The 19,960-nt window shown below is 66.4% G+C and carries 23 protein-coding genes; 3 read left to right on the plus strand and 20 right to left on the minus strand.

What is annotated here, in order from left to right; translation table 11 throughout:
- Position 1: 1 nt before the first annotated feature.
- The 8 genes from CHINAEXTREME_RS18230 to CHINAEXTREME_RS18265 all read right to left on the minus strand — a co-directional run bounded on the left by CHINAEXTREME_RS18230 (position 2) and on the right by CHINAEXTREME_RS18265 (position 7,681).
- Positions 2 to 1,009, minus strand: a complete 1,008-nt coding sequence (locus CHINAEXTREME_RS18230) for an alpha-ketoacid dehydrogenase subunit beta (RefSeq protein ID WP_007140804.1) — start codon at positions 1,007 to 1,009, stop codon at positions 2 to 4.
- Positions 1,006 to 2,052, minus strand: a complete 1,047-nt coding sequence (locus CHINAEXTREME_RS18235; protein ID WP_007140803.1) for a thiamine pyrophosphate-dependent dehydrogenase E1 component subunit alpha — start codon at positions 2,050 to 2,052, stop codon at positions 1,006 to 1,008. The genes CHINAEXTREME_RS18230 and CHINAEXTREME_RS18235 overlap by 4 nt, the downstream gene beginning before the upstream one ends.
- A 240-nt stretch (positions 2,053 to 2,292) precedes the next feature.
- Positions 2,293 to 3,000, minus strand: coding sequence for an HAD family hydrolase (locus CHINAEXTREME_RS18240; RefSeq protein ID WP_007140802.1), 708 nt, complete (start codon positions 2,998 to 3,000; stop codon positions 2,293 to 2,295).
- Positions 3,001 to 3,030: 30 nt separating this feature from the next.
- Positions 3,031 to 3,807 (minus strand): PHP domain-containing protein, encoded by a 777-nt coding sequence (locus CHINAEXTREME_RS18245; protein WP_007140801.1) that lies wholly within the window; start codon positions 3,805 to 3,807, stop codon positions 3,031 to 3,033.
- Positions 3,808 to 3,875: 68 nt separating this feature from the next.
- Positions 3,876 to 4,661 carry a DUF7847 domain-containing protein gene (locus CHINAEXTREME_RS18250; RefSeq protein WP_238593315.1) on the minus strand — a complete coding sequence of 262 codons (786 nt, stop codon included), beginning with the start codon at positions 4,659 to 4,661 and terminating at the stop codon, positions 3,876 to 3,878.
- A gap of 85 nt (positions 4,662 to 4,746) precedes the next feature.
- A complete protein-coding gene (aroC, locus tag CHINAEXTREME_RS18255) occupies positions 4,747 to 5,898 on the minus strand; it encodes a chorismate synthase (protein WP_007140799.1) in 1,152 nt (383 codons plus the stop codon).
- A 440-nt stretch (positions 5,899 to 6,338) separates the two neighbouring features.
- Positions 6,339 to 6,830, minus strand: a complete 492-nt coding sequence (locus CHINAEXTREME_RS18260) for a universal stress protein (protein WP_007140798.1) — start codon at positions 6,828 to 6,830, stop codon at positions 6,339 to 6,341.
- 68 nt (positions 6,831 to 6,898) lie between these two features.
- Positions 6,899 to 7,681, minus strand: coding sequence for a sugar phosphate isomerase/epimerase family protein (locus CHINAEXTREME_RS18265; RefSeq protein ID WP_029601584.1), 783 nt, complete (start codon positions 7,679 to 7,681; stop codon positions 6,899 to 6,901).
- A gap of 239 nt (positions 7,682 to 7,920) precedes the next feature.
- Here CHINAEXTREME_RS18265 and CHINAEXTREME_RS18270 point away from each other — a divergent pair, with 239 nt between their 5' ends.
- Positions 7,921 to 8,364, plus strand: coding sequence for a pyridoxamine 5'-phosphate oxidase family protein (locus CHINAEXTREME_RS18270; RefSeq protein ID WP_007140796.1), 444 nt, complete (start codon positions 7,921 to 7,923; stop codon positions 8,362 to 8,364).
- A gap of 94 nt (positions 8,365 to 8,458) precedes the next feature.
- Here the strand turns inward: CHINAEXTREME_RS18270 and CHINAEXTREME_RS22085 are convergent, their stop codons facing one another.
- On the minus strand, positions 8,459 to 9,178 hold the full coding sequence (locus CHINAEXTREME_RS22085) for an IS630 family transposase (protein WP_202970145.1): 720 nt from the start codon (positions 9,176 to 9,178) through the stop codon (positions 8,459 to 8,461).
- A complete protein-coding gene (locus tag CHINAEXTREME_RS22090) occupies positions 9,159 to 9,611 on the minus strand; it encodes a helix-turn-helix domain-containing protein (protein ID WP_029601586.1) in 453 nt (150 codons plus the stop codon). The genes CHINAEXTREME_RS22085 and CHINAEXTREME_RS22090 overlap by 20 nt, the downstream gene beginning before the upstream one ends.
- A 115-nt stretch (positions 9,612 to 9,726) precedes the next feature.
- On the opposite strand from CHINAEXTREME_RS22090, the gene CHINAEXTREME_RS18285 reads away from it, so the two are divergent.
- On the plus strand, positions 9,727 to 10,212 hold the full coding sequence (locus CHINAEXTREME_RS18285; RefSeq protein ID WP_010546679.1) for a cupredoxin domain-containing protein: 486 nt from the start codon (positions 9,727 to 9,729) through the stop codon (positions 10,210 to 10,212).
- 92 nt (positions 10,213 to 10,304) lie between these two features.
- On the opposite strand, the gene CHINAEXTREME_RS18290 is transcribed toward CHINAEXTREME_RS18285, so the two are convergent.
- The 9 genes from CHINAEXTREME_RS18290 to CHINAEXTREME_RS18330 form a co-directional block, all read right to left on the minus strand.
- Complete coding sequence (locus tag CHINAEXTREME_RS18290; protein WP_007140794.1) at positions 10,305 to 10,700, minus strand: hypothetical protein; 396 nt, start codon at positions 10,698 to 10,700, stop codon at positions 10,305 to 10,307.
- A 181-nt stretch (positions 10,701 to 10,881) separates the two neighbouring features.
- Positions 10,882 to 11,922: an NAD(P)/FAD-dependent oxidoreductase gene (locus tag CHINAEXTREME_RS18295; RefSeq protein WP_007140793.1), complete on the minus strand. Its 1,041-nt coding sequence runs from the start codon at positions 11,920 to 11,922 to the stop codon at positions 10,882 to 10,884.
- On the minus strand, positions 11,919 to 12,278 hold the full coding sequence (gene trxA, locus CHINAEXTREME_RS18300) for a thioredoxin (protein ID WP_007140792.1): 360 nt from the start codon (positions 12,276 to 12,278) through the stop codon (positions 11,919 to 11,921). Before trxA ends, CHINAEXTREME_RS18295 begins: the two co-directional genes overlap by 4 nt.
- Positions 12,279 to 12,364: 86 nt before the next feature.
- The gene (locus CHINAEXTREME_RS18305; protein WP_007140791.1) at positions 12,365 to 12,715 is read right to left on the minus strand and encodes a hypothetical protein; all 351 of its coding nucleotides are present in this window, start codon (positions 12,713 to 12,715) and stop codon (positions 12,365 to 12,367) included.
- A gap of 350 nt (positions 12,716 to 13,065) precedes the next feature.
- Positions 13,066 to 13,962 (minus strand): hypothetical protein, encoded by an 897-nt coding sequence (locus tag CHINAEXTREME_RS18310; RefSeq protein WP_007140790.1) that lies wholly within the window; start codon positions 13,960 to 13,962, stop codon positions 13,066 to 13,068.
- Positions 13,963 to 14,217: 255 nt separating this feature from the next.
- Positions 14,218 to 14,631, minus strand: a complete 414-nt coding sequence (locus CHINAEXTREME_RS18315) for an abortive infection protein (protein WP_238593316.1) — start codon at positions 14,629 to 14,631, stop codon at positions 14,218 to 14,220.
- A 73-nt stretch (positions 14,632 to 14,704) separates the two neighbouring features.
- A complete protein-coding gene (locus CHINAEXTREME_RS18320; protein WP_007140788.1) occupies positions 14,705 to 15,154 on the minus strand; it encodes a hypothetical protein in 450 nt (149 codons plus the stop codon).
- A 124-nt stretch (positions 15,155 to 15,278) separates the two neighbouring features.
- Positions 15,279 to 16,139: a hypothetical protein gene (locus tag CHINAEXTREME_RS18325; RefSeq protein ID WP_007140787.1), complete on the minus strand. Its 861-nt coding sequence runs from the start codon at positions 16,137 to 16,139 to the stop codon at positions 15,279 to 15,281.
- A 264-nt stretch (positions 16,140 to 16,403) separates the two neighbouring features.
- On the minus strand, positions 16,404 to 17,303 hold the full coding sequence (locus CHINAEXTREME_RS18330) for a CPBP family intramembrane glutamic endopeptidase (protein ID WP_238593317.1): 900 nt from the start codon (positions 17,301 to 17,303) through the stop codon (positions 16,404 to 16,406).
- A 269-nt stretch (positions 17,304 to 17,572) separates the two neighbouring features.
- Between CHINAEXTREME_RS18330 and CHINAEXTREME_RS18335 the strand changes: the two genes are divergently transcribed.
- The gene (locus tag CHINAEXTREME_RS18335) at positions 17,573 to 18,424 is read left to right on the plus strand and encodes a CPBP family intramembrane glutamic endopeptidase (RefSeq protein ID WP_007140785.1); all 852 of its coding nucleotides are present in this window, start codon (positions 17,573 to 17,575) and stop codon (positions 18,422 to 18,424) included.
- A gap of 56 nt (positions 18,425 to 18,480) precedes the next feature.
- Here the strand turns inward: CHINAEXTREME_RS18335 and CHINAEXTREME_RS18340 are convergent, their stop codons facing one another.
- A complete protein-coding gene (locus CHINAEXTREME_RS18340; protein ID WP_007140784.1) occupies positions 18,481 to 19,959 on the minus strand; it encodes a serine hydrolase domain-containing protein in 1,479 nt (492 codons plus the stop codon).
- Position 19,960: the final 1 nt, after the last annotated feature.

Consider the following 19,960-nt stretch of genomic DNA (forward strand, 5'->3'; position numbering starts at 1 on the left):
GCTACGAGATCCGTTCGATCGCCGCCCGTACGTCGTCGCCGTCGGGCAACACCTCGGTCTCGAGCGGCGGGCTGAACGGCATGTGCGTGTCGGGCGTACCGACTCGCTGGATCGGCGCGTCGAGGCTGAAGAACGCCTCCTCCTGGACGCGGGCGACGATCTCGGCGTGGGTCCCGTACGAGAGCGGGCTCTCGTCGGCGACGATCAGCCGACCGGTCTTGCGAACGCTCTCGACGATCGTCTCCGTGTCGAGCGGGTACAGCGAGCGGGTGTCGATCACCTCGACGTCGACGTCGTCGGCGATGCTCTCGGCGGTCTCGAGCGACTCGCCGACGAGCCGCTGGGTCGCGACGACGGTGACGTCCTCGCCCTCGCGTTCGACTGCAGCCTCGCCGATGGGGGCGGTGAAGTCCTCGTCGGTCGGAACCTGGCCGGTCTGCTCGTAGATCATCTTGTTCTCGAAGACGAAGACCGGATCGTTCGACCGGATCGCGGCCTTCGTCAGCCCCTTCGCCGCCGCGGCGGTCCCGGGAGCGACGGCTTTCAGCCCGGGGAAGTGAGCGATCCAGGAGTGGACCGTCCCCGAGTGCTGGCTGGCGGCACCCATGCCGCCGCCCTCGGTCGTTCGGACGGTGATCGGCATCTCCGCCTTTCCGCCGAACATGTACCGCATCTTCGCCATCTGGTTCATGATCTGTTCCATCGCGACGCCGCTGAAATCCGAGAACATCAGTTCGACGACGGGCCGGGTTCCAGTCGCCGCCGCACCCGTCGCTGCCCCGGTGAAGCCGGCCTCGCTGATCGGGGTGTCCTTGATTCGCTCGTCGCCGAACTCCTCGTAGAGGTCGCCGGTCACCTCGAGGACGCCGCCGAACTTCCCGATGTCCTCCCCGATGAGGAAGACGTCCTCGTCGCGGTCGAGTTCCTCGCGCAGGGCCTGGCGAATCGCTTCCCTGACGGTCAGTTCCTCGGTTTCGGTCTCGAGTTCGCGTTCGACCTGTGCGGTCATGGTCGGTCACCCCCTGGACGGCCGCCATCGGTCCGAGCGGCGCTGGCGAACTGTTCGATCTCCGGCGGCATCTCGGCGAACATGTCGTCGTACGCCTCGCGCGGTTCCGGCGGGTCGGCGTCCTGGGCGTACTCGATCGCGGCTTCGATCTCGGCTTCGGCCTCGGCCTGCATCTCCTCGAACTCGGATTCGGTCAGTTCGCCGCGGTCGATCAGTCGCTCCGTGAACGATTCGATCGGGTCGCGGTCCTTCCAGCGCTCGATCTCCTCCTCGTCGCGGTACGGCTCCTCGTCGCCCTCGTAGTGGCCGCGGTACCGGTAGGTCTCGGCCTCCACGAGCGTCGGGCCCTCGCCGGCGCGGGCCCGCGAGCGTGCCTCGGAAACGGCTTCGGAGACTGCGATGACGTCCATCCCGTCGACGGTCAGCCCGGGAATGTCGTAGGCCTGGGCCGTGTCGCTCAGGTTGTCGACGTTGTGTTGCTCCTCGACCGGCGTCCCCTCGCCGTACTGGTTGTTCTCGACGACGAAGACGGCCGGCAGATCCCACGTCGATGCGAGATTGATCGCCTCGTGGACCTGCCCCTGGGCGACGGCCCCGTCGCCGAGGAACCCGACCGCGACCTGATCGCGGTCCTGATAGTCGATCGACAGCGCCGCGCCCGTCGCGAGCGGCGGCCCCGCGCCGACGATGCCGTTCGCCCCGAGCATGCCGGCGTCGACGTCCGCGATGTGCATCGATCCTCCTTTGCCGTTGCAGTAGCCCTCCGACTTGCCGTACAGTTCGGCCATCATGTACTTCGGATCGAGCCCCTTCGCGATACAGTGGCCGTGCCCGCGGTGGGTGCTCGCGATGTAGTCGTCCGGCTCGAGGGCCCCGCAGGTGCCGACGCCGACCGCCTCTTCCCCGATGTAAAGGTGGACGAACCCCGGTATTTCTCCGTCCGCGAATCTATCCCCCGCCTCCTCGTCGAACGCACGGATGAGTACCATCCGGCGCAACGCCTCGACTCGTCCCTCCGCACTCTCGAGGTCGTAGTCTGCCATGCGGCAACTCGGAGCTACAACGGCATCCGATATATGTGCTAGCGTCTACCATACCGTGGTAAAATTCGATTATCGATCCATCAAACACGATCGATGGTGAAGAAATTCGAAGTCTCAGTTTCACTCGAGCATCGGCGGATCGCCGCGCTCGAGCGGACCTTCCGGGCACGTTACCGATCCCGTCGGTATGTCCGCATCGGTTCGCGAAAGAGGAGGTCCCGCTCGCCAACCGCCGATGTGCTATCCGTCCGGGACCCACGGCGGCGAAGACAACTCCCCGACCGAGCCGACGCGGTAAGTCGGGTCGTACCGCCGGGGATCGGTACCGTCGGAGACCCAGACCGACTCGAGTCCGGCAGCGGTCGCGCCGGCGACGTCCGTCTCGAGGGAGTCCCCGACGTGGACCGTCCTCTCCGCTGTCGCCTCGAGCGCCCGTACCGCCCGTTCGAACGGTTCCGGGTCCGGTTTCGGCGGGGCGTCGTGGCCGGCGACGACGACTGTGTCGACCCACCGCTCGAGGTCGACGGCGGCGACTTTCCGCCGCTGTGCGTCCCGCGCCCCGTTGGTGACGACGCCGAGCCGGTAGTCGTCGGCGAGGTCGTCGAGTACGTCGGCCGCCGACGGCAACAGTTCGACGTTCGACTGGTCGCGTTCTTCGGCGAACGCCGCCGCGACGTCTCTCCCCAGCCGACGGTCGTACCCGTTCTCCTCGGCGAGCGCGGCGAAACACTCGTGCCGGAGTTCGTCCATCGAGTCACACTGTCGAGCGAACTCGTCGTAGCGGTCGTAGTACTCCTCGACGGCGAACAGCGGCTCGATTCCCGAGCGTTCGAACGAGGCTCGCAACACCTCGCCCGGCGACCGCTCGTACCGGAGCAGCGTGTCGTCGAGGTCGAAAAGGACGGTGTCGACTCGTGTCACGCGTTCGTTCTTTCGTTCACCCTGCAAAAAAGGAATCGACGTCGGCGGCGTCCGCGATCACTCGAGCGCCGGCGGGTCGACCGGCTCGAGCCCCCACTCGTCGAAAAACTCGGAGAGGAACTCGGCCCGATCGCCGATCTCCCCCGGGGCGTGGGAGTCCGTCCCGACGGTGACGGCCACGTCGTGCTCGCGCAGGACCTCGAGGAACGCCTCCGCGGGATGAACGACACTCGCGTCGGTCAGGGCGCGACCGGCGTTGATCTCGGGAACCGTACGGGAGTCGGCGAGCGCGCGGGCGACCCGGCGGTAGTGGTCGCGGGTCGCACGGCCCCGCAACGGTCTCGTCCGCTCGAGCAGATCGACGTGGGCAGCGACGTCGAACAGTTCCGACTCGATCAGGGCGACGAGCCGGTCGAAGTACTCGTCGACGATCCGGTCGCGTTCGGCCTCCGGGCGGTCGGTAAACTGCGAGGCGACCTGGACGTTCGCCCCCGCGACCTCGTGGACGCTCCCGATGGCGTAGTCGAAGCCGGCTTCCTCGAGGAACTCCCGGATCGCCTCCTCGTCTCGCGGATCGTAGTCCATCTCGACGGCGTCGTAGACCTGGATCGACGCCTCCTCGCGCAGGCGCTCGAGCGCGCGGCGTCGCCGCTCGTAGGTGAGATCGAGGTTGAACCCGTAAACGCTGCGGACCCACTCCATCCGGTCCCGCGGTGCGACGTTGCAGTGGTCGGCGAACCCGACGCCGTCGAGATCGGCGGCCTCGGCGGCCCGGACCATCCCCTCGAGGAACTCGCCGTCGGAGTAGTTCGAGTGGACGTGGAAGTCCTCCATACCCCGTTCACGTCGATGCGAGAGTTAGGCGTTACGCCGGCTTCGGACGACGGCTTCCTACGTGACAGTTAGGCCGCGGCGGTCTGGCCCCGCTCGATCAGACTTCGGTAATAGGCTACGAAGTACGTGTAAGCGTAGGCCAGCCCGAGCGTTCCGAAGACGACCGTCGCTGCAGCCGAGAGCAGTAACGTCGATTCGGAGGCGACCATGGTCTCGCCGGTTTCGGTGAACTCGAGGGCCATCGTGTACAACACCATTCCCGGTCCCTGCCCGAGCAGGCTGATCACGACGAAAACGATGGAGAAGCCGACGACGCCGAGGAAGTTCCGCCGGACGAGGCTAATGCTCTGCAAGAACGAGTCGAACGCGCTGGCGTCACTGACGACGATCGCAGCATCGTAGAACTGCAGACACAGGAGGACGACGGCGAACAGGCCCAGTAGAAGAATGCCGGCGACCAGGAACCCACCTCCCCCACCACCGGCGGCGGCCGTACCGATTCCGATGAACGCCATCAGGAGGAGTCCGCCGAACCCGAGACCGGTGAAAATCGCGAAAAAGAGGATCGTCGCACCGAGCAGCGACACGTAGTTCTCCTTCCCGCCACGGACGAACGACCCGAGACGGGTCGAGCCCTCGAGCCCTTCGTCGACCATCGTGATGAATCCCCCGAGGAAAAACGGCGTGACGAAGATCGATACGGGAACCGAAAGCAGTTGTGCGATCGGACCCGCGTAGGCGTCGAGAAGCACGTAGCTCTCGCTGAACAGCGTGAAGAGTAGCGCTCCCACCAGAATGACAGGGTTCTTTCGAATCGTAGCTAGCGCGGTCGACAACGCCCCAATGACGCTCATACCCGTGACCTCTCACGGGCGTCTCTTGAAGCGACGAGCAGATTCTCCGACCGAGAAAACGCCACAGCGTCGCGTTACGTTCTGGTTACTCGTTTCGCGGGTTGCTCGGGTGGTAATCGGTGTCGTACTCGCCGGGCTGGTCGTCGACGCGGTCGGGATTGATCCGGCCCGACAGCAGCATGAAGTCCACGAGCGTCAGCGCGAGCATCGCCTCGACGACGGGCACGCCCCGGGGCGGCAGAACGGGGTCGTGGCGGCCGATGACCTGCTCCTCCTTGATCTCGCCCGTCTCCCAGTCGGCGGTCTGCTGGCTCTTGGGGATCGACGTCGGTGCGTGCAGCGTCACCTCGCCGTAGATCGGCTCGCCGCTCGAGATGCCGCCCTGGATGCCGCCGTGGTCGTTCTCGACGGGGGTCGGGTTACCCTCGTCGTCGAACTCCCAGTCGTCGTTGCGTTCCTTGCCGGTCCACTCTCGAGCCTCCCGGCCGAGCCCGAACTCGAAGGCCGTCGTCGCCGGCACCGACATCATGGCCTGCCCGAGTCGCGCGGAGAGGGAGTCGAAGCGGGGCGCGCCCAGCCCCGCCGGGACACCCTGGGCCTCGAAGTAGATCGAGCCGCCGATGGAGTCGCCCTCTTGCTGGTATTCCTCGATCAACTCCTGCATCCGCTCGGCGGTTTCGGGATGGGCACACCGGACGTCGTTCTCCTCGCTGTGTTCCTTGATCTCCTCGAAGCTCACGTCGGGCGCCTCGACGTTGCCGATCTGGTTCACGTGGGCCTTGAGTTCGATCCCTTCCCGCTCGAGCAGTTTCTTCGCGATCGCCCCTGCGGCGACCCAGTTGACCGTCTCGCGGGCCGACGAGCGGCCGCCGCCGCCCCAGTTGCGCGTCCCGAATTTCGCTGAATAGGTGAAGTCGCCGTGACTGGGTCGTGGCGCGGTGATGAAGGGTTCGTACTTCTCCGAACGCGCGTCCTTGTTCTGGATGACCAGTCCGATCGGCGTTCCCGTGGTGTAACCGTCCTGGATGCCGGACTTGATCGAGACGTCGTCGGGTTCCCCGCGGCTCGTGGTGATCATCGACTGGCCCGGCTTGCGCCGATCGAGGTCCCCCTGGATGTCCTCCTCCGAGAGCTCGAGGCCGGCAGGACAGCCCGAGACGGTACAGCCCATCGCCTCGCCGTGGCTCTCGCCGAACGTGGTCACCTGGAAGAGGCGACCGAAACGGTTGCCGTTCATTACCGCCCCCTCGGGGACGGGGACACTTAGCAACCCAGGATTCCTGCAAGTGCTGGCACGGCAGGAGCTACAGCGCTCCGAGTTCGACCGCCGCGAACGGCACCGGCATCTCGTCGGGGGTGAACCCCTGTGCAGTCCAACCAGGTCGAGTCTGTCCCGGCCGGAGCCCTACCGGGTTGACAGTTCGCCGTAGCGGCCGACGGGATCACCCAGCCGGCGCCGAACGCAGTCGCTTCCTTCGCTCGAGTCCCGTGGGCCGAACAGCCGCCGCTCGAGGATCCCTCGCAGGTGAAAATCCGCACTCCCGATCGAGATCGGGCCGCATGCGCCTCACGACGGGGTCGGAGGAACCCCCCTCGAGGTCGGCGACGGGACTGGACCGAAAAATCGCACGAACGACGCTGTGCGCAAGCGAGCGTGCCCTGTCGACCCGCCGGGAGTCAGTCGGACTCCTCGTCGTAGAACTCCTCGTGGGGCTCGAGGACCTCGAGTTTCGGCGGCTCCGCTTGGCGAACGATGAACACGTCGTAGTCCTGCTCCGACGCGACGTGGACGCCGACGCTGGTCAGCGGCGTCACCACACGGCCGACGTTATCGCTCCCGAGGAAGACCACGCTGGGGTCGTGCTCGCGGGCCAGTCGCTCGACGTGGTCGGCGATCCGGTCTTCGGGCGGAAACTCCCGGATTCGCTCGTACTCGAACGCCGCGTCGGGGGCTAGCGTGTGGACCCGCTCCCGGAGCCGACCGATGGTCACCTCGACATTGTAGGGTTCGTCCTCGTCGATCCACCCTTTCTCCCGGGCGTACCGCTTTCGTTCGGGGACGACGGTGACGGTCGTGATCTCCTGGTCGAGCGCCCGCGCGTACTCGACTGCTCTGACGAGGGCGGCTTCCGCGAGTTCCGATCCGTCGAAGGGGACGACGAACGTCATGCGCAGGCCTTCGACGGCCTCCGCATTAACACCGCAGGGCGGTTCCCGCTCACCGAGGAGGCAGACGCCTATGCGTCGCTCCCCGAGTCGACCGTGAGCGCGGCCGCCGCACGCTCGGCGGTGTCCCGCAACAGCGGCCGATCGTCGGTGAAGACCTCGACGGCGACGGTTCCCTCGAAGCCCGCGAGGTGGTCGGCGACGATGCCGTAATCCACCTCCCCCGCGCCGATCGGGAGGTGCGTGTCCCCCCGACTCCGGACGTCGTGGACGTGCAGGTGCGAGACTGACGCGCCGTAGTCCGAGAGGAACCGGTCGACGCCGTCGTCGCCGTCCTCCATGTAGGCGTGGCCCACGTCGAAGCAGACGGCCGTCTCCGTCTCGCGCGCCAGATCGCCAAGCACCGACAGCGGCAGCCCCCGCCGCTGGTGGCCGACGTTTTCGACGACGAGTTCGACGCCGGCCTCGTCGGCAGCCGCTCCGATCGCCTCGAGCTGGTCCCCGAAGACCGGTCGCAGATCGGTGTCGTGGGGATTCCGGGCGGTCCCGTGGAGAACGGCCTTCCGCGCGCCGACGGTCCCGGCCCACGAGAGCAGTCGCGAGAGGGAGTCGATGATCGCGTCGTTGATCTCCGGGACCGGGGTCGCGACGACCTGTTCGAACGGCAGGTGAACGCAGAGATCGGCGTCCGCGTCGGCCAGGAGCGCCTCGAGTCGGTCCTCGTCGATGTCGTCGGGGACGGTGCCCTCACCGATCGACAGTTCCGCGAAGTCGAAGCCCGAAATCGTGTCCGCCAGCCGCTCGAGCGAGTCGCCGACGGTGAGTCCGATTTCGGCGTTCGCAGGCAGGTCCATCTGGGTGTCAGCGTCGGAGTCTGGGTTCGGGTCCGAGTCCTGATCCGTATCCGCGCCCATACCGACGCACAGGCCGGAAGCCCCATAGCTGTGGTGACGGTTCTCGCCGGCTCGAGCGTCGGGTCATGACTCTCACGCGTAACCGACTCGTCCGCTCGAGGTCAAACAGCGCCGCGATACTGCCAGCGCACGTGACTGTAGGTGAACCCTTTTTCCCGTCGCCGTGGTAGCGAATCCGGATGGAGGGACTTCGCTGGGTCACCCTGTCCGAGGAGGAGCGCAACGAGTTCCTGGGCAACGGCGGCACCGGCGTCCTCTCGTTCGGGACGGACGCCGGGGAGTCGCCGGCATCGCTCCCAGTGTCGTACGGCTACTACGCCGACGCCGGGAACTTCTACTTCAGGCTCTCGTTCCCGCCCGGAACGCGAAAGGAAGAGGCCGTCGACGACCCCGTCTCGTTCGTCACCTACGGCGAGGTCGACGACGGCTGGCGAAGCGTGATCGCGACCGGCGAACTCGAGGAACTGACCGACGTCGAAGGGGAGTCGGCGGCGGTCCAGGGGATGTGGGCAGTCCACATCCCCACGGTCGACGTCTTCGACCGCCCGAGGGACGAGATCGACTTCGTCGACTTCCGGCTCGTTCCGGACGAACTGACCGGACGGAAGAGCGTGCCCGAATGAGTGTTCGCCGACCGATTCGAATAGCGATATCGGTCGCGTAGCTGTGGTACGTGTGTCGAAATCGGCCGAACGATTATCGTCGCTTAGTGTAGCTTCAACCCTGGACTTGCCGGTCTTCTTCGACTTCAATTTCGACCGGGTAGAGCCGGCGTAGCTTGATTCGTGCGTCGTCGATGGTGAATTGCCAGTCGATGAGTCGGTCAGCCGCGTTCCGATGATCTTGCCACGCAGCGACCTCCGACCGGAGAGTCGCTGCGTGGTAGATTCGACGGTCGAGACACTGCCGTTTGAGCACACCCAGTTCGATCTCGGCCATATTCAACCAGCTTCCTTTCTTGGGCGTGTAGTGGAACTCGAATCGATCCAAGTACGCTTGAGCTTCATCCGGCGGAAAGAACTGATAGAAGCCGGCAGGATTGTGCGTGTTGAGCTGGTCGACCACCACCCGGATGCAGTCCGCATCCGGGTAGTGGTCATCTGCGAGTTCAACCATCCGGTCGACGAACTCGGTGGTGCGTCGCCGCTCGGTGACTTCGACGTTCACCCAGCCAGTCAACGGTTCCGTGGCGAAGTGAATCCGCTGTTTTCCGTTGCGTTCGTAGCGGTGATCGACACGGGCGACCGCTCCCGGTCGCGCCGGGAGCGGGTCGCTCTCGTGGCCACGGAGTGCTTTGCTGGACTCGTCGAAGCAGATGACTGGACGCGTCTCATCGTACGGTTCGTGGTAGAGGTCGAGAACGTCCTCCATGTGGTAGACGAAGTCAGCGTCATTCTCGGCTGGGATCGACCAGTAGTCAGAGAGATGCGGTTTCAGGGTGTTTTTTTAGACGCTGTCGGACGGTTTCGTGAGAGATCGACTCGAAGTCGATCTCGTCAAGCGTCACGAGTTCGTCAGCAAGGAGATGGAGCGTCCAGCGAGCGTGTCCTTCCGGGGGTTCGCTACAGGCGAGTCGAATGAGATGGGCTTCAGCGTGGCCATCCATTTTGACATCGTATTCGCGGTCGGGCTTGCGGCGATGAATCGCCGCGAGCCCTCGGTCACAGTAGGCTTCGCGCGTGTTGGCAACTGTCTTGGGATGACAGCCGACGTGCTCACTGATTTCTGAATCAGTGAGCCCGTCATCTGCTTTCAGCAGAATCCGTGCTCGGGTGTTATCCTCAGACTTCCGCTCCCCGGTCGAAATGAACCACTCAAGCGTGTTGCGGTCTTCCTCGGACAGCTCAACGACGTATTTCTTCGCTCCCATTCCAGTAGATACGCGTTCAGAGGAGATAAGCAGGTACGTTCACAGTTGAAGCTACACTTAGTCGCTAGATCGACCTACGATGTGGAACCGCCGCAGATTCGTCGCAACCGCTGGGATGACGGCGGCGCTCGGCGGCTGTCTCGGAGACGGGAACGGGGACGGAAACGGGAACGGGAACGACGACGGCCAGAACGGGGCGGATACCGACGGTACGAGCGCCGACGAAGACGACAACGCCACCGGATACGACACCGGGCTCGACGAACTCGAGGCGTACGATCCGGTCGACCGGACCGGCGAGGACGAAGTGAATATCCGGGTCGATCCCGACGGAGAAGGGCGGTTCGAGCCGGATCCGGTCGTGGTCGAACGGCTGGCGACGGTCAAGTGGACGTGGGGTGAACCCGGCTACGAGATTTACCCGATCGACATCCCCGACCCATGCCGGTGGAGCGGCAACGACACCGGAGCCGCCCACGCCTGGCAGTTCCCGTTCGTCGGCAAGTACGAGATCGGCTGCTCGAGGCCTGACGGAGACGACTTTACCGGCGTCATGTTCGTCGTCGAGCCCGGGTTCGATCTCGAGTCCGAGTCCGACTAACCGCCCGCCACCGGATCGGAGCGATTCGAGAGCGCCGTCTCAGCGCCGTTAAGTGGCCGGAAGGGAAACCGGCTGTCGACCGAACCCGTGTTCTACTCCTCTCGAGTCTCTGCCCAGGCGAACGCCTCCGTCCGCTCCTCCGTTGTACAGACGTCCAGGTCACCGACGTCGATCCGTCCCCGCAGCGAGAGGGCCTTGGCCCCGTCGGCGACGAGCGCCCACCGGTCGACGCCCGCGTCACTCGCCTTCAGGGCGGCACGCTCCCAGACCTCGAAGGCCTCCCTGGTGAACGGTTCCTCGAGTTCGACGACCGTTACGAGCGTTTCGACGTCGCGCTCGGCGAGCAGGTCCTCGTAGACTGGGTAGGCTTCGGTTTCGAACGCCTCGAGGTCCATCCCCGGACGGAATACCCAGGTCATCACGCCCTCTTCGACCTCGACCGTCCAGCCGCTTCCGGAGCGTGCCCGTTTCGAACGAAATTCGCTCATCGTACGCCGAAATAGACTGAACACGAATATAGTATTTTGTGGTTTTCCCATTACTATGTAACGGAGGGAAACCCATCAGAAAGGGATCCGCTCGGAGTCACCGGTAGCGGTCGAAGCAACGAGCAGGAAACCGACAGTAAACGACGGTTACCGATCGAGTATCGGATCGGGAGCTACCCCGTCAATCGTCCGCCTGCGCCTCGGCGACGGCAGGGGCATCGCTGCGCGCCTCCCACTCGTCGAGCCACTCTTCCGCGTCGAGCGCGGCCATGCTCCCCGTTCCGGCCGACGTGATCGCCTGCCGGTAGTCGGGGTCCATCACGTCACCCGCGGCGAAGACGCCGTCGACGGTCGTCTCGGTCGTCATCCCCTCGAGCGTCTCGAGGTGGTCCGACTCGGCCAGGTCGATCGGCGTGTCCTCGAGGAACGCGGTGTTGGGCTCGTGGCCGACGGCGTAGAAGATCCCGCCGACGTCGACCTCCTCGCGGTCGACGTCCGCGCCGTCTCCCAGTTTCTCCGTCGGATAGCCGTCCGGGTGATGGACCAGCGTCGCCCCCGTAACGCCCTCCTCCTGGGAGCCGCGGATCTCGAGCAGTTCCGTGTTCCAGCGGAACTCGACGTCCTCGTGTTCGCGGGCACGCTTGGCCATCAGTTCGGAGGCCCGCAGCTCCTCGCGTCGGTGGACGACGGTGACGCTGTCGGCGAACTTCGCGAGGAACAGCGCCTCTTCCATCGCCGAGTCGCCACCGCCGATCACGAGCACGTCGTCGCCGCGGTGGAACGCGCCGTCGCAGGTCGCACACGTCGAGAGGCCGTAGCCCATCAACTCCTCCTCGTTCTCAGCGCCGACCCAGCGGGCGCTCGCGCCCGTCGCGACGATCAGCGCTCGCGTTCGAACCACGTCGCCGTTCGAGAGCGCGAGTTCGAACGGCCGCTCCGCGAGCGTCGCGTCCTCGACCGTCCCGTGGGCGAACTCCGCGCCGAACCGCTCGGCTTGCTCTTTCCCGCGCTGGATCAGTTCCATCCCGCCGACCCCCTCGGGGAAGCCGAGGAAGTTCTCGACGTCGGTCGTCAGCGTCAACTGGCCGCCCGGTTCGGGGCCCTCGAGCACGAGCGGCTCGAGGTCGGCACGCGCGGCGTAGACGGCCGCCGAGAGACCCGCGACGCCGGACCCGACGATCACTACGTCCCGAACCTCGGTGGTGTCGCTTGCCTCGTTCATTCGGTGTACTCGTCGATCATGTTCCGCAGTCGGTCCGCCGGCAGTGCGCCGACGTGCTGTTCGACCTGGTTGCCTCCCGCGAAAAGCAGGAGGGTCGGAACCCCCCGGACGCCGTACTCGCCGGCGAGGGGCTGGTTCTCGTCGACGTCGACCTTCGCGATCACGGCGTCGGTCTCGCTCGCCAGCCGCTCGAGGACGGGCTCGAGCATCTGACAGGGGCCACACCAGTCGGCGTAGAAGTCCACGAGGACGACGTCGTGTTCGTCGACGACGTCGTCGAGGTGTGCCCCGCCGTCGACGTGGACGGGGTCGTCCGGAGACGTACCGCTCGATCCGCTGTGTGCATCAGTTGCCATCAGTTCCCGATAGGGGTCGGTAGTGTTTAAAGGTTTTGTGTGTATTGTACAATACCGTATGGTAAAGGGTGGTCCGTCGCCGGCGGTCACTCGCCCTCGCTTTCGGCCATCGCTACCGGGTCGGGGTACGCCTCGAGGTCCCGGACCTCGACCGTCGTCTCCTCGCCCCCGATCTCCTGGTAGTGGCGTCGCTGGATCCACTCCCTGCGCCTGTCGTACCGGATCGCTACGCGTTCCCAGATCTCCTCGTCCCGGTCGGGGTCGATCCGGATCGAGATCGTCTCGTAGGCCTCGATCCGGTAGTCGCCGTCGGCGTAGCCGGTCACCTCGAGCGTCGTCCGTTCGGGATCGAGCTCCGCCACGGCGTGCTCGAGGATCCGGTCGGCCAACTCGTCGAGCGTCTCGAGCGAGGGGATTCCGACGCTCTCGTCCGTCATCGTCGTATCGCCGGCCGGAGTTTCGATCCGGCCGCAGTGACGTGGCCGGGAATCGGCCACGGCGGACCGGATCGGCTGACTGCCCCGCCGCCGGGTCCGAGTCGGTCGTTCGTGAGGGCGATCCGCTGTACCACGTTCATAGGTACCACTGCACGGAGTTAACCGTTCGCCCGAATCGATGCTCTGGATGCGGTACCGACGGTCGTACCTGATGAGCCGAATACGAGCCGAATCGTGTCGTCGGGTCGTCTGCCCCTGTCGCCGGAAACCTCGCGAGGAGGTCCCACAAGCGTCACACCGACCCGGATCGGAACGCCGGCAGGCCGAAGACCCCCCGATAACGGCATCGGCTACCGCGACCCATCGCTCCGCGACCGGTTCGAGGCCGTCGCAGCCCCATCGCCGGTCGTCGGGACTGACGGGTCGTCTCCGTCTCGGGGCTCGATCGAGTGCAAGAATCGGGCCAGCAGCACGAGACTCGTCAGGGTCAGGAGCCCGAAGATGGCGAGGACGGGGACGGGAACCACCTGCCCGTCGCGGAGTTGGAACACAGCCATCACCAGTACGGCCAACCCCAGGGTCGCCGCCTTCACGAGGAGGACGGCGGTGAACGCGTAGCCCCACGCGCGGCGCTGTCGGAGCCAGTACGCCGAGAGCACGAACGCCGGGAGGACGATCCCCAGATCCAGCGAATAGATGACCGAGGTCGGGAGTTCCGCCTCGGCGACGCTCACCGGGGTCGTGCCCTCGAGGGTTGCCGGAACGATCTCCGCCAGCCACAGGAATGCGACCAAGACCGCAAGCAGCGCCTGAAACGCGACGTACGGGCGAACGGACAGGCCCTCTGCGGTCCGTTTCACGCGGGTCACGTCAAGTCGAACCAGCCCACCGACGAACGTGTACAGGGTGAGCCACAGCAACGTCGTGTAGACCAGGTACAGTTCGTTGAACGCCGTCATGAACGCGTAGGAGGCGTAGGTGTACAGGAGGTAGCCGTCGACGCCGAGCCAGACGACGTATCCTCGCAGCGAGCCCCGGGCGGCGTAGTACAACGCGACCGCGAAGACCGGCAGGGCGACGACCAGCGTCAGCAGGTCCTGGCCGTAGACCTGCGGCAGGAGCACGGGCGCGTCGCGGTAGAAGCCGGGGACGAACAGGCCGACGGTCGTCGCGATCCCCGTGAGGACGATCGTCGCGAGGGAAGCGAGCACGTACGGCCGCGGGAGCGTGCCGGCGGTGTGAGTCACGGTCGACCTCGTGGGACGCCGAACGCGGTCCCGAATGCAGTCTTCGTCACCGCCGTTCTCTCGCCGAACTCGGGACGGGGTGGGGAGAAGTACATCGTTGCTCACCATCTCTAGGCCGTCGAACAGGATAAAGAAGGAACCCGATTCTCGACCGTCGAGAGCGGACGCGTCGGCGTTCGGTCCGGCGTCCCTCGCACGCGATTCGTCCGCGTCCTCGAGTCACGCACTCAGCGTCGGCCCCACGGCGAGAGCGGTTCACCGGCCGTGATCCGCTCGGCGGCGACGTACCTGTCGTGTGCGACGCAGGCGACGGTCGCGAGGAGCGCCAAAGGCCGCGTAGTCGGTCGTCAGCGAGACGTCCGGGACGACGAGCCCGACGCCGATCGTCGCCGCGAGGAGTCCGACGGGGGCGACCAAGGCGAGGAGGACCCAGCGGAGCCGCCCGAGCGAGAGCCCGCACCCGGCTCGAACGGATTCCTCGGCCCACCGCTGGACGACGATCGCCGCGATCGCGGGAGCCCACATGAACACGAGGACGACGAGGACGGTCCCGAGGGTCGAGTTCAGTTCGATCCCGGAGAGAAACAGGCCGGCCGCGCCGGTCCACGAGATGCCGAACGCGAGGGCCAGAAACAGCCCCGTTTTGCGGCCGTCGACGGCTGTCGTCACGGGCGTCACTACGAACGCGACCGTAATAACTGTCGTCGATAGTGACACTCGAGAAGAGCCGTCGGAGAGGGGGTCACGACGAGTTCGCCGGAGGCGAACCGGGTGCAGTGCGGTCCGATCGGCCGCGCCGGGAGGCGAGGAATGCGGCCACCGCCGCGACGACGAGGCCGACGGGGAGCCCGCCGAAGAGCATCGCCGTCGCGAGGCCGACCGCCCCCGTCGAGAGAGCCGCCGTCGCGAGGCCGCCGCCGACGACGAAACCGGCGATCCCCGCGACCGTCGCTCGGAGGCGCCGCGCCGTTCGTTCGGACGCCTGGCCGGTGGCGGCGACCTCCTCGCGGTAGGTGAAGCCCAGGTAGGTGAGCGGGATCAGGGCGATCCCGGCGACGAGTCCGGCGGGGAGTCCCAGCATCAGGGATGGCCAGACGTAGGGGTCGAGCGCTTCGGTCACGCCGATCCCGACCACCAGGAAGGCGAGGACGCCGACGAACAGGCTGCCGACGAGTTTGAGTACGGTGTTCATGCTCTATATACGACGATCTTGACTATATCTCTACCTGCTAATTCCCGGCTGCGGAGAACGTCCGGCCGCTACACGCCCTGCGAGCAGCGTGAAACGCCGCTCGCAGTCGTCCTCGAGGGTGGGATCAGCCGTCTGCCGTGCTCGGCTGGCTCCCCTCGTCGCTCGAGGCGACCCGTTCGGCGCCCGACAGCAGGGAGACGTACCGTCCCGCGAGGACGGCGGCGAGCAGGATCGGGGCCATCGTGAAGACGAGCGCCACGGGCGGCACCGTCACGTCGCCCCCGAGGACGAGCACGACGGTCATGCCCGCGATCGTCGGGGCGAGCAACGCGCCGAACACCAGCCCGACGCCGGCGAAGACGTAACCCCAGGGACGGCCCCGCCAGAGCCAGCCACCGGCGATCAGGAGGGCCGGCACGACGATGGCGAGGTCGACGAAGTGCGAGACAAGCGCCTGCGCCCCCATCTCCTCGACGAGCAGCGGCGGCGTCCCGGTGAGGGTCGCGGGGACGAGTTCGGCCAGCCACAGGGTCGCGAGGCCGATGGCGATTACGATCAGGACGGCGCCGTAGACGCGCTCGGAAACCCGGTCGGCGAGCGACCGGCGAACGGCGTCGGCGTCGGCGGACACTGCCCCGCCGACAAAGGTGAACATCGAGAGGGAAAAGAGGGCGACGTACCCGAGGAAGAACCGGTTGAAGGGGACCTGCAGGGCGATCGAGATCCACATGTAGGTCATGTAGGCGAGCGCGCCGAGCCAGACGATCCGGCCCCGCAGCGAACCGGCCATCGCGTACCTGAGCGCGACGGCCAGGACCGGCACGGCGAGTACGAGGAGCAAGAGATCCTGCACGTAGAACGCGGGGAGCAGCGCAGGCGGATAGTGTCCCGGTCGGAACAGGCCGAGCAGGCTCGAGACGGCCGACAGGATCACGATCCCGATCGTCGCGGCGACCTGCCAACGCTGGAGGGGAGCAGGCGTCATCGGTCTTCGGTCGTACGGACGCCTCGAGCGCCGATAAAGGGTATGTGTGCTCCGGATTTCCGGTCGTCCTCGAGTCGGCGATCAGTGTGTCGCTCCGCGTGTCGGCTACCGGTCGTCACGAGAACTCCTGACGCTGGTAGCCCCGTCTCGAGCGGCGCCATCCTGTAGTGCGCTTGACGCCCCGGTCAGCGCGAGGTATCGGCGTCTGGTATACCAACCGTGCGTTGCGGCTTTCGGATCGCGGGATCGTCAGCGGTCGACGGATTACCGGTGTCCGCTCGAGGTCGACTCGCCGTTGTCCTCCGGTCGGGGGAGCGGCGTCTCCCATCCACGCAACGAGTAAGGGCCGAACGCGAGGACGACGATCAGGGCCGCCCCGCCGTAGCCCACGAGAACGAACGGGTACATCTCCGGACCGAAGCCCATCACCTCGCCGGTCATGTTCCCGAACGCGTGGAAACAGAGCACCGCGAGGATGCTTCGCCCCGTATTGTTGTACACCCAGACGGTGACGAGCGTGCCCAGGACGATGCTCGGGATCCACCACGACAGGTCGGGATCGAAGGTAGTGTTCGCGTAGTAGCCGGGGAAGAGCACGAACGGCGCGTGCCATATCCCCCACGTCGTCCCGTTTATCACGCCCGCGGTGAGAGCGCTGAACCGCTCCTGCAGCCGGTCGAGCCAGTACCCGCGCAGCCCGATCTCCTCGACCAGGGGGAAGACGAACGCGAAGGCGACGATCGCGGCCGTCGCCGCCGGATCGAACAGCCGATCCGTCGAGATGAACTCGAGCGGATCGGACGTGACGCCGACCAGGAGCGCAGCGCCCGCGACGAGAAGGTTGAAGATCGGCCAGTACAGCAGGACGAGCAGCGCCCAGCGCGCGTCGATCCGCCCGAGATCGATCAGCCGGTGACCGAGGTCCCTGATCCCGGCCCCGCCCTCGGTGAGCCACGAAAGCAGGAGGGCGGCCAGCAGCGGACTCAGTCCGCCGACGACGAACAGCGCGACGTTGGGGAACGTCCACACCGACTGGTCGGAGCCGACGATCGGTGCCCACCAGACGTACGCCCAGCCCAGGTAGACGAGCGGGAACCCCCACGGCGTCATCCTGCGTGCGAGCCTGCCGAACCGCCCCCTTGGGAGTGACTCGCTCGAGGTCATGTGATTTCGTCACCTCCGCGCTGGAGGAACGGTCCGGTCGGTCCCGTACGTACCCGGCACGGAGAGAAGTCGGGACATCGACGGCTGCTCTCGCGCATAAGAGAGGTTTCGTGGACCGACAAAAATTCCTACGCTACGATTCTCACGCCGTAAGAACGTCGAACACGTTCTCTCGGGGGGATCGTGCAACCCGAACGAGCCCGAAGCGGTGGATGCCCCCCGCCGGGGTTTCAGGAGGCCGCCCGAAGAACCCATACGTGAGGTGAACGATGAGCCCTGGAACACGACTCTCGGCGATCGTCCCGCGCACGACGAACCCATATTTTTTCGTCATCATCTACCTCGGCTGGGCGTGGTTCTTCTGGGCGTTCATCGTGCTGTCGGGGGAGGTCGTCTGGACGGTTCCGTACTCGCTGCTGTTCTACGTCGGGGCGCTCAGCCCGTTGCTGGGCGGCATCCTCCTGACGTACCGGTTGGGAGCGTGGTCGGGACTGCGAGACCTCTGGGATCGGACCGTCAACGTCCGTCGGATCAGCCGCCGGTGGTACGCCATCTGCATCTTCCTCCAGCCGGCGATGACGCTCCTCGCCGCCGGAATCGCGCTGCTCGCCGGCACGTCGGGGCAACCGCTGAACCCCTCGATTTCCGGGTTGCTTTCCCCGAACGCGCTGGCGTTTTTCCTGACGTTTACGCTACTGGCCGGAACGGTCGAGGAGATCGGGTTGACCGGCTACTTCGTCCACCGACTCCTCGAGGTCCGCGGCGTCGTCGCGGTCGGCCTGATCACGGGAGTCGTCTGGGCCGTCTGGCACGTCCCTCTGTTCCTGATGGAGGGCTACTACGGCCCAGCCACGGCCGATCCGGATCCGGCATTCTTTTTTCCCGGGTTGCTGTTCACCCAGATCATCTACGCCTGGATCTACGACAACACGGCCGAAAGCGTCCTCGCGGCGATCATCTACCACACGGCCATCAACGTCACCGGAGAGACGCTCGGTCCGTCGGAGGTGGTCGGTCGGTACACGTTCTACCTTACGGTCGTTCTCTGCCTATTGATACTGCTACACGAGGAATGGGTGACACCCTCGGGTTTGGGGAACCGGTTGGTCAACCGAGACTAGGGGCCAGCGGCAACGGTCCGACGCGTGCTCACCTCTCAACCTCCTCACTCCCCAGGTCACGACGTCTCGGCACCGTCCGTACGCGGGAACAGCGCCGTCAGGACCGCCAGGGCGGCGATCGCGGCCAGCACCAGCCCGAGCCAGTCGGCGATCACGGGCAGGAAGTAGCCCAAGAACTCCCGGCCGACCGCCCACCACAGGCCGGCCGCCGCGACCGCGAGGCCGGCTAACGCGGCTCGAGCGATCCGGTCACGTTCCGACAGCGGGGCGAACGAACGTACCCCCGAAAACAGGCCGTAACCGAGTCGCAGGGCTAGCCCGAGGGCGATCCCACCGAGGATCCAGACCGGGAACCGAATCCAGCGTGCGGTGCTGGCGAGGGCGGGCGTCGACAGCCCGCTCCGATCGGCCCACGCATCGACTATGTCGGCGATGAGCTGGACGCTGCGCTCGCTGTTGGTGAGGATCACGATCCCATCGCCCGTCGACGGGACCGCGTGAAACCAGTTCCACGAGCCGGGGCCCTGTCCCCCGTTCATGACCGCTCGCTCGCCGCCCGAGAGGGTCTCGGCGAAGTGGCCAAGCCCGGCACCGTCGGTCGCGAGGTCGTAGAATCCGGTCGTCTCGACGGCCGGCTCGTGCATCTTCGCGACGGATTCGGGCTCGAGCACGTCCCGGCCCGGTTGCTCCCCGTCGGCCCCTGCCGTGCTCGCGGCGACGAACCGAGCGACGTCTTCGGCGGTCGCGTACAGCCCGCCGTGGGCCCTGACCGGCCCCGGAGCCGTCTCTACCGGCGTTCCGTCGACGTAGTGTTCGATCGCCAGGTCTGCCTCGAGGTCGTCCCGGTCGAACGTAGCGTCGTCCATCCCGAGCGGCGTCAGAATCTCGTCGTCCACGTAGGCCGCGAAGTCCCGCCCCGTGACGTCCTCGACCAGAAGCTCGAGCAGCGCGTAGCCGGGGTTCGAGTACCGGAACGTGCCGGGCTCCTCGACGGGTCGAGCGGCCGGCGTGCCGGCCGCGCCGGAGAGCACCGTCTGGATCGACGGCGGCTCCCCGCCGGATTCGACTTCGCCGCCGCCTCCCGGCGGAATGCCGGCGCTGTGGGAGAGCAGCCGCCGGACAGTCACCTCGTCCCACGGGTGAGGGGCGTCCGGCAGCTCCCAGCTCGTGACGTGGCGCTCGATCGGATCCTCGAGGTCGATCTCGCCTGTCTCGACGAGCTTCATCACGGCCCACGCTGTGACCGACTTCGTGATCGACTGGACCCGGAACGGCGTGTCCTCGGTCGTCGGACGGCCGGCCGCGGGATCCGCCTCGCCGTACGCTCCGGTCCAGGTCACCGCCCCGTCTTCGACGAGAGCGACGCTCGTACCGGGGACGTCGTAGCGCTCGAGCAGCGTCGGGATCCGCTCCTCGAGGTGGGCGGGGAGCGACTCCGAACCGTCACCGCCGAGGCCGAGACAGCCCGCGAGGGACGCGGTCAGCCCGAGTGCAGACGTCCCGAGGAAGCGCCGTCGGGACGGGTCGCTTGCCACG

The organism is Halobiforma lacisalsi AJ5, assembly GCF_000226975.2.
Lineage (GTDB): Archaea > Halobacteriota > Halobacteria > Halobacteriales > Natrialbaceae > Natronobacterium > Natronobacterium lacisalsi.

Coding starts and splice junctions, on each gene's coding strand:
- CHINAEXTREME_RS18330 (WP_238593317.1), bottom strand. CDS start 17,303: ATGACCTCGAGCGAGTCACTCCCAAGGGGGCGGTTCGGCAGGCTCGCA.
- CHINAEXTREME_RS22090 (WP_029601586.1), bottom strand. CDS start 9,611: ATGGGAGCGAAGAAATACGTCGTTGAGCTGTCCGAGGAAGACCGCAAC.
- CHINAEXTREME_RS18335 (WP_007140785.1), top strand. CDS start 17,573: ATGAGCCCTGGAACACGACTCTCGGCGATCGTCCCGCGCACGACGAAC.
- CHINAEXTREME_RS18325 (WP_007140787.1), bottom strand. CDS start 16,139: ATGACGCCTGCTCCCCTCCAGCGTTGGCAGGTCGCCGCGACGATCGGG.
- CHINAEXTREME_RS18260 (WP_007140798.1), bottom strand. CDS start 6,830: ATGACGTTCGTCGTCCCCTTCGACGGATCGGAACTCGCGGAAGCCGCC.
- CHINAEXTREME_RS18265 (WP_029601584.1), bottom strand. CDS start 7,681: ATGGACCTGCCTGCGAACGCCGAAATCGGACTCACCGTCGGCGACTCG.
- CHINAEXTREME_RS18305 (WP_007140791.1), bottom strand. CDS start 12,715: ATGACGGACGAGAGCGTCGGAATCCCCTCGCTCGAGACGCTCGACGAG.
- CHINAEXTREME_RS18235 (WP_007140803.1), bottom strand. CDS start 2,052: ATGGCAGACTACGACCTCGAGAGTGCGGAGGGACGAGTCGAGGCGTTG.
- CHINAEXTREME_RS18320 (WP_007140788.1), bottom strand. CDS start 15,154: ATGAACACCGTACTCAAACTCGTCGGCAGCCTGTTCGTCGGCGTCCTC.
- CHINAEXTREME_RS18295 (WP_007140793.1), bottom strand. CDS start 11,922: ATGAACGAGGCAAGCGACACCACCGAGGTTCGGGACGTAGTGATCGTC.
- CHINAEXTREME_RS18270 (WP_007140796.1), top strand. CDS start 7,921: ATGGAGGGACTTCGCTGGGTCACCCTGTCCGAGGAGGAGCGCAACGAG.
- aroC (WP_007140799.1), bottom strand. CDS start 5,898: ATGAACGGCAACCGTTTCGGTCGCCTCTTCCAGGTGACCACGTTCGGC.
- CHINAEXTREME_RS18230 (WP_007140804.1), bottom strand. CDS start 1,009: ATGACCGCACAGGTCGAACGCGAACTCGAGACCGAAACCGAGGAACTG.
- trxA (WP_007140792.1), bottom strand. CDS start 12,278: ATGGCAACTGATGCACACAGCGGATCGAGCGGTACGTCTCCGGACGAC.
- CHINAEXTREME_RS18245 (WP_007140801.1), bottom strand. CDS start 3,807: ATGGAGGACTTCCACGTCCACTCGAACTACTCCGACGGCGAGTTCCTC.
- CHINAEXTREME_RS18285 (WP_010546679.1), top strand. CDS start 9,727: ATGACGGCGGCGCTCGGCGGCTGTCTCGGAGACGGGAACGGGGACGGA.
- CHINAEXTREME_RS18250 (WP_238593315.1), bottom strand. CDS start 4,661: ATGAGCGTCATTGGGGCGTTGTCGACCGCGCTAGCTACGATTCGAAAG.
- CHINAEXTREME_RS18290 (WP_007140794.1), bottom strand. CDS start 10,700: ATGAGCGAATTTCGTTCGAAACGGGCACGCTCCGGAAGCGGCTGGACG.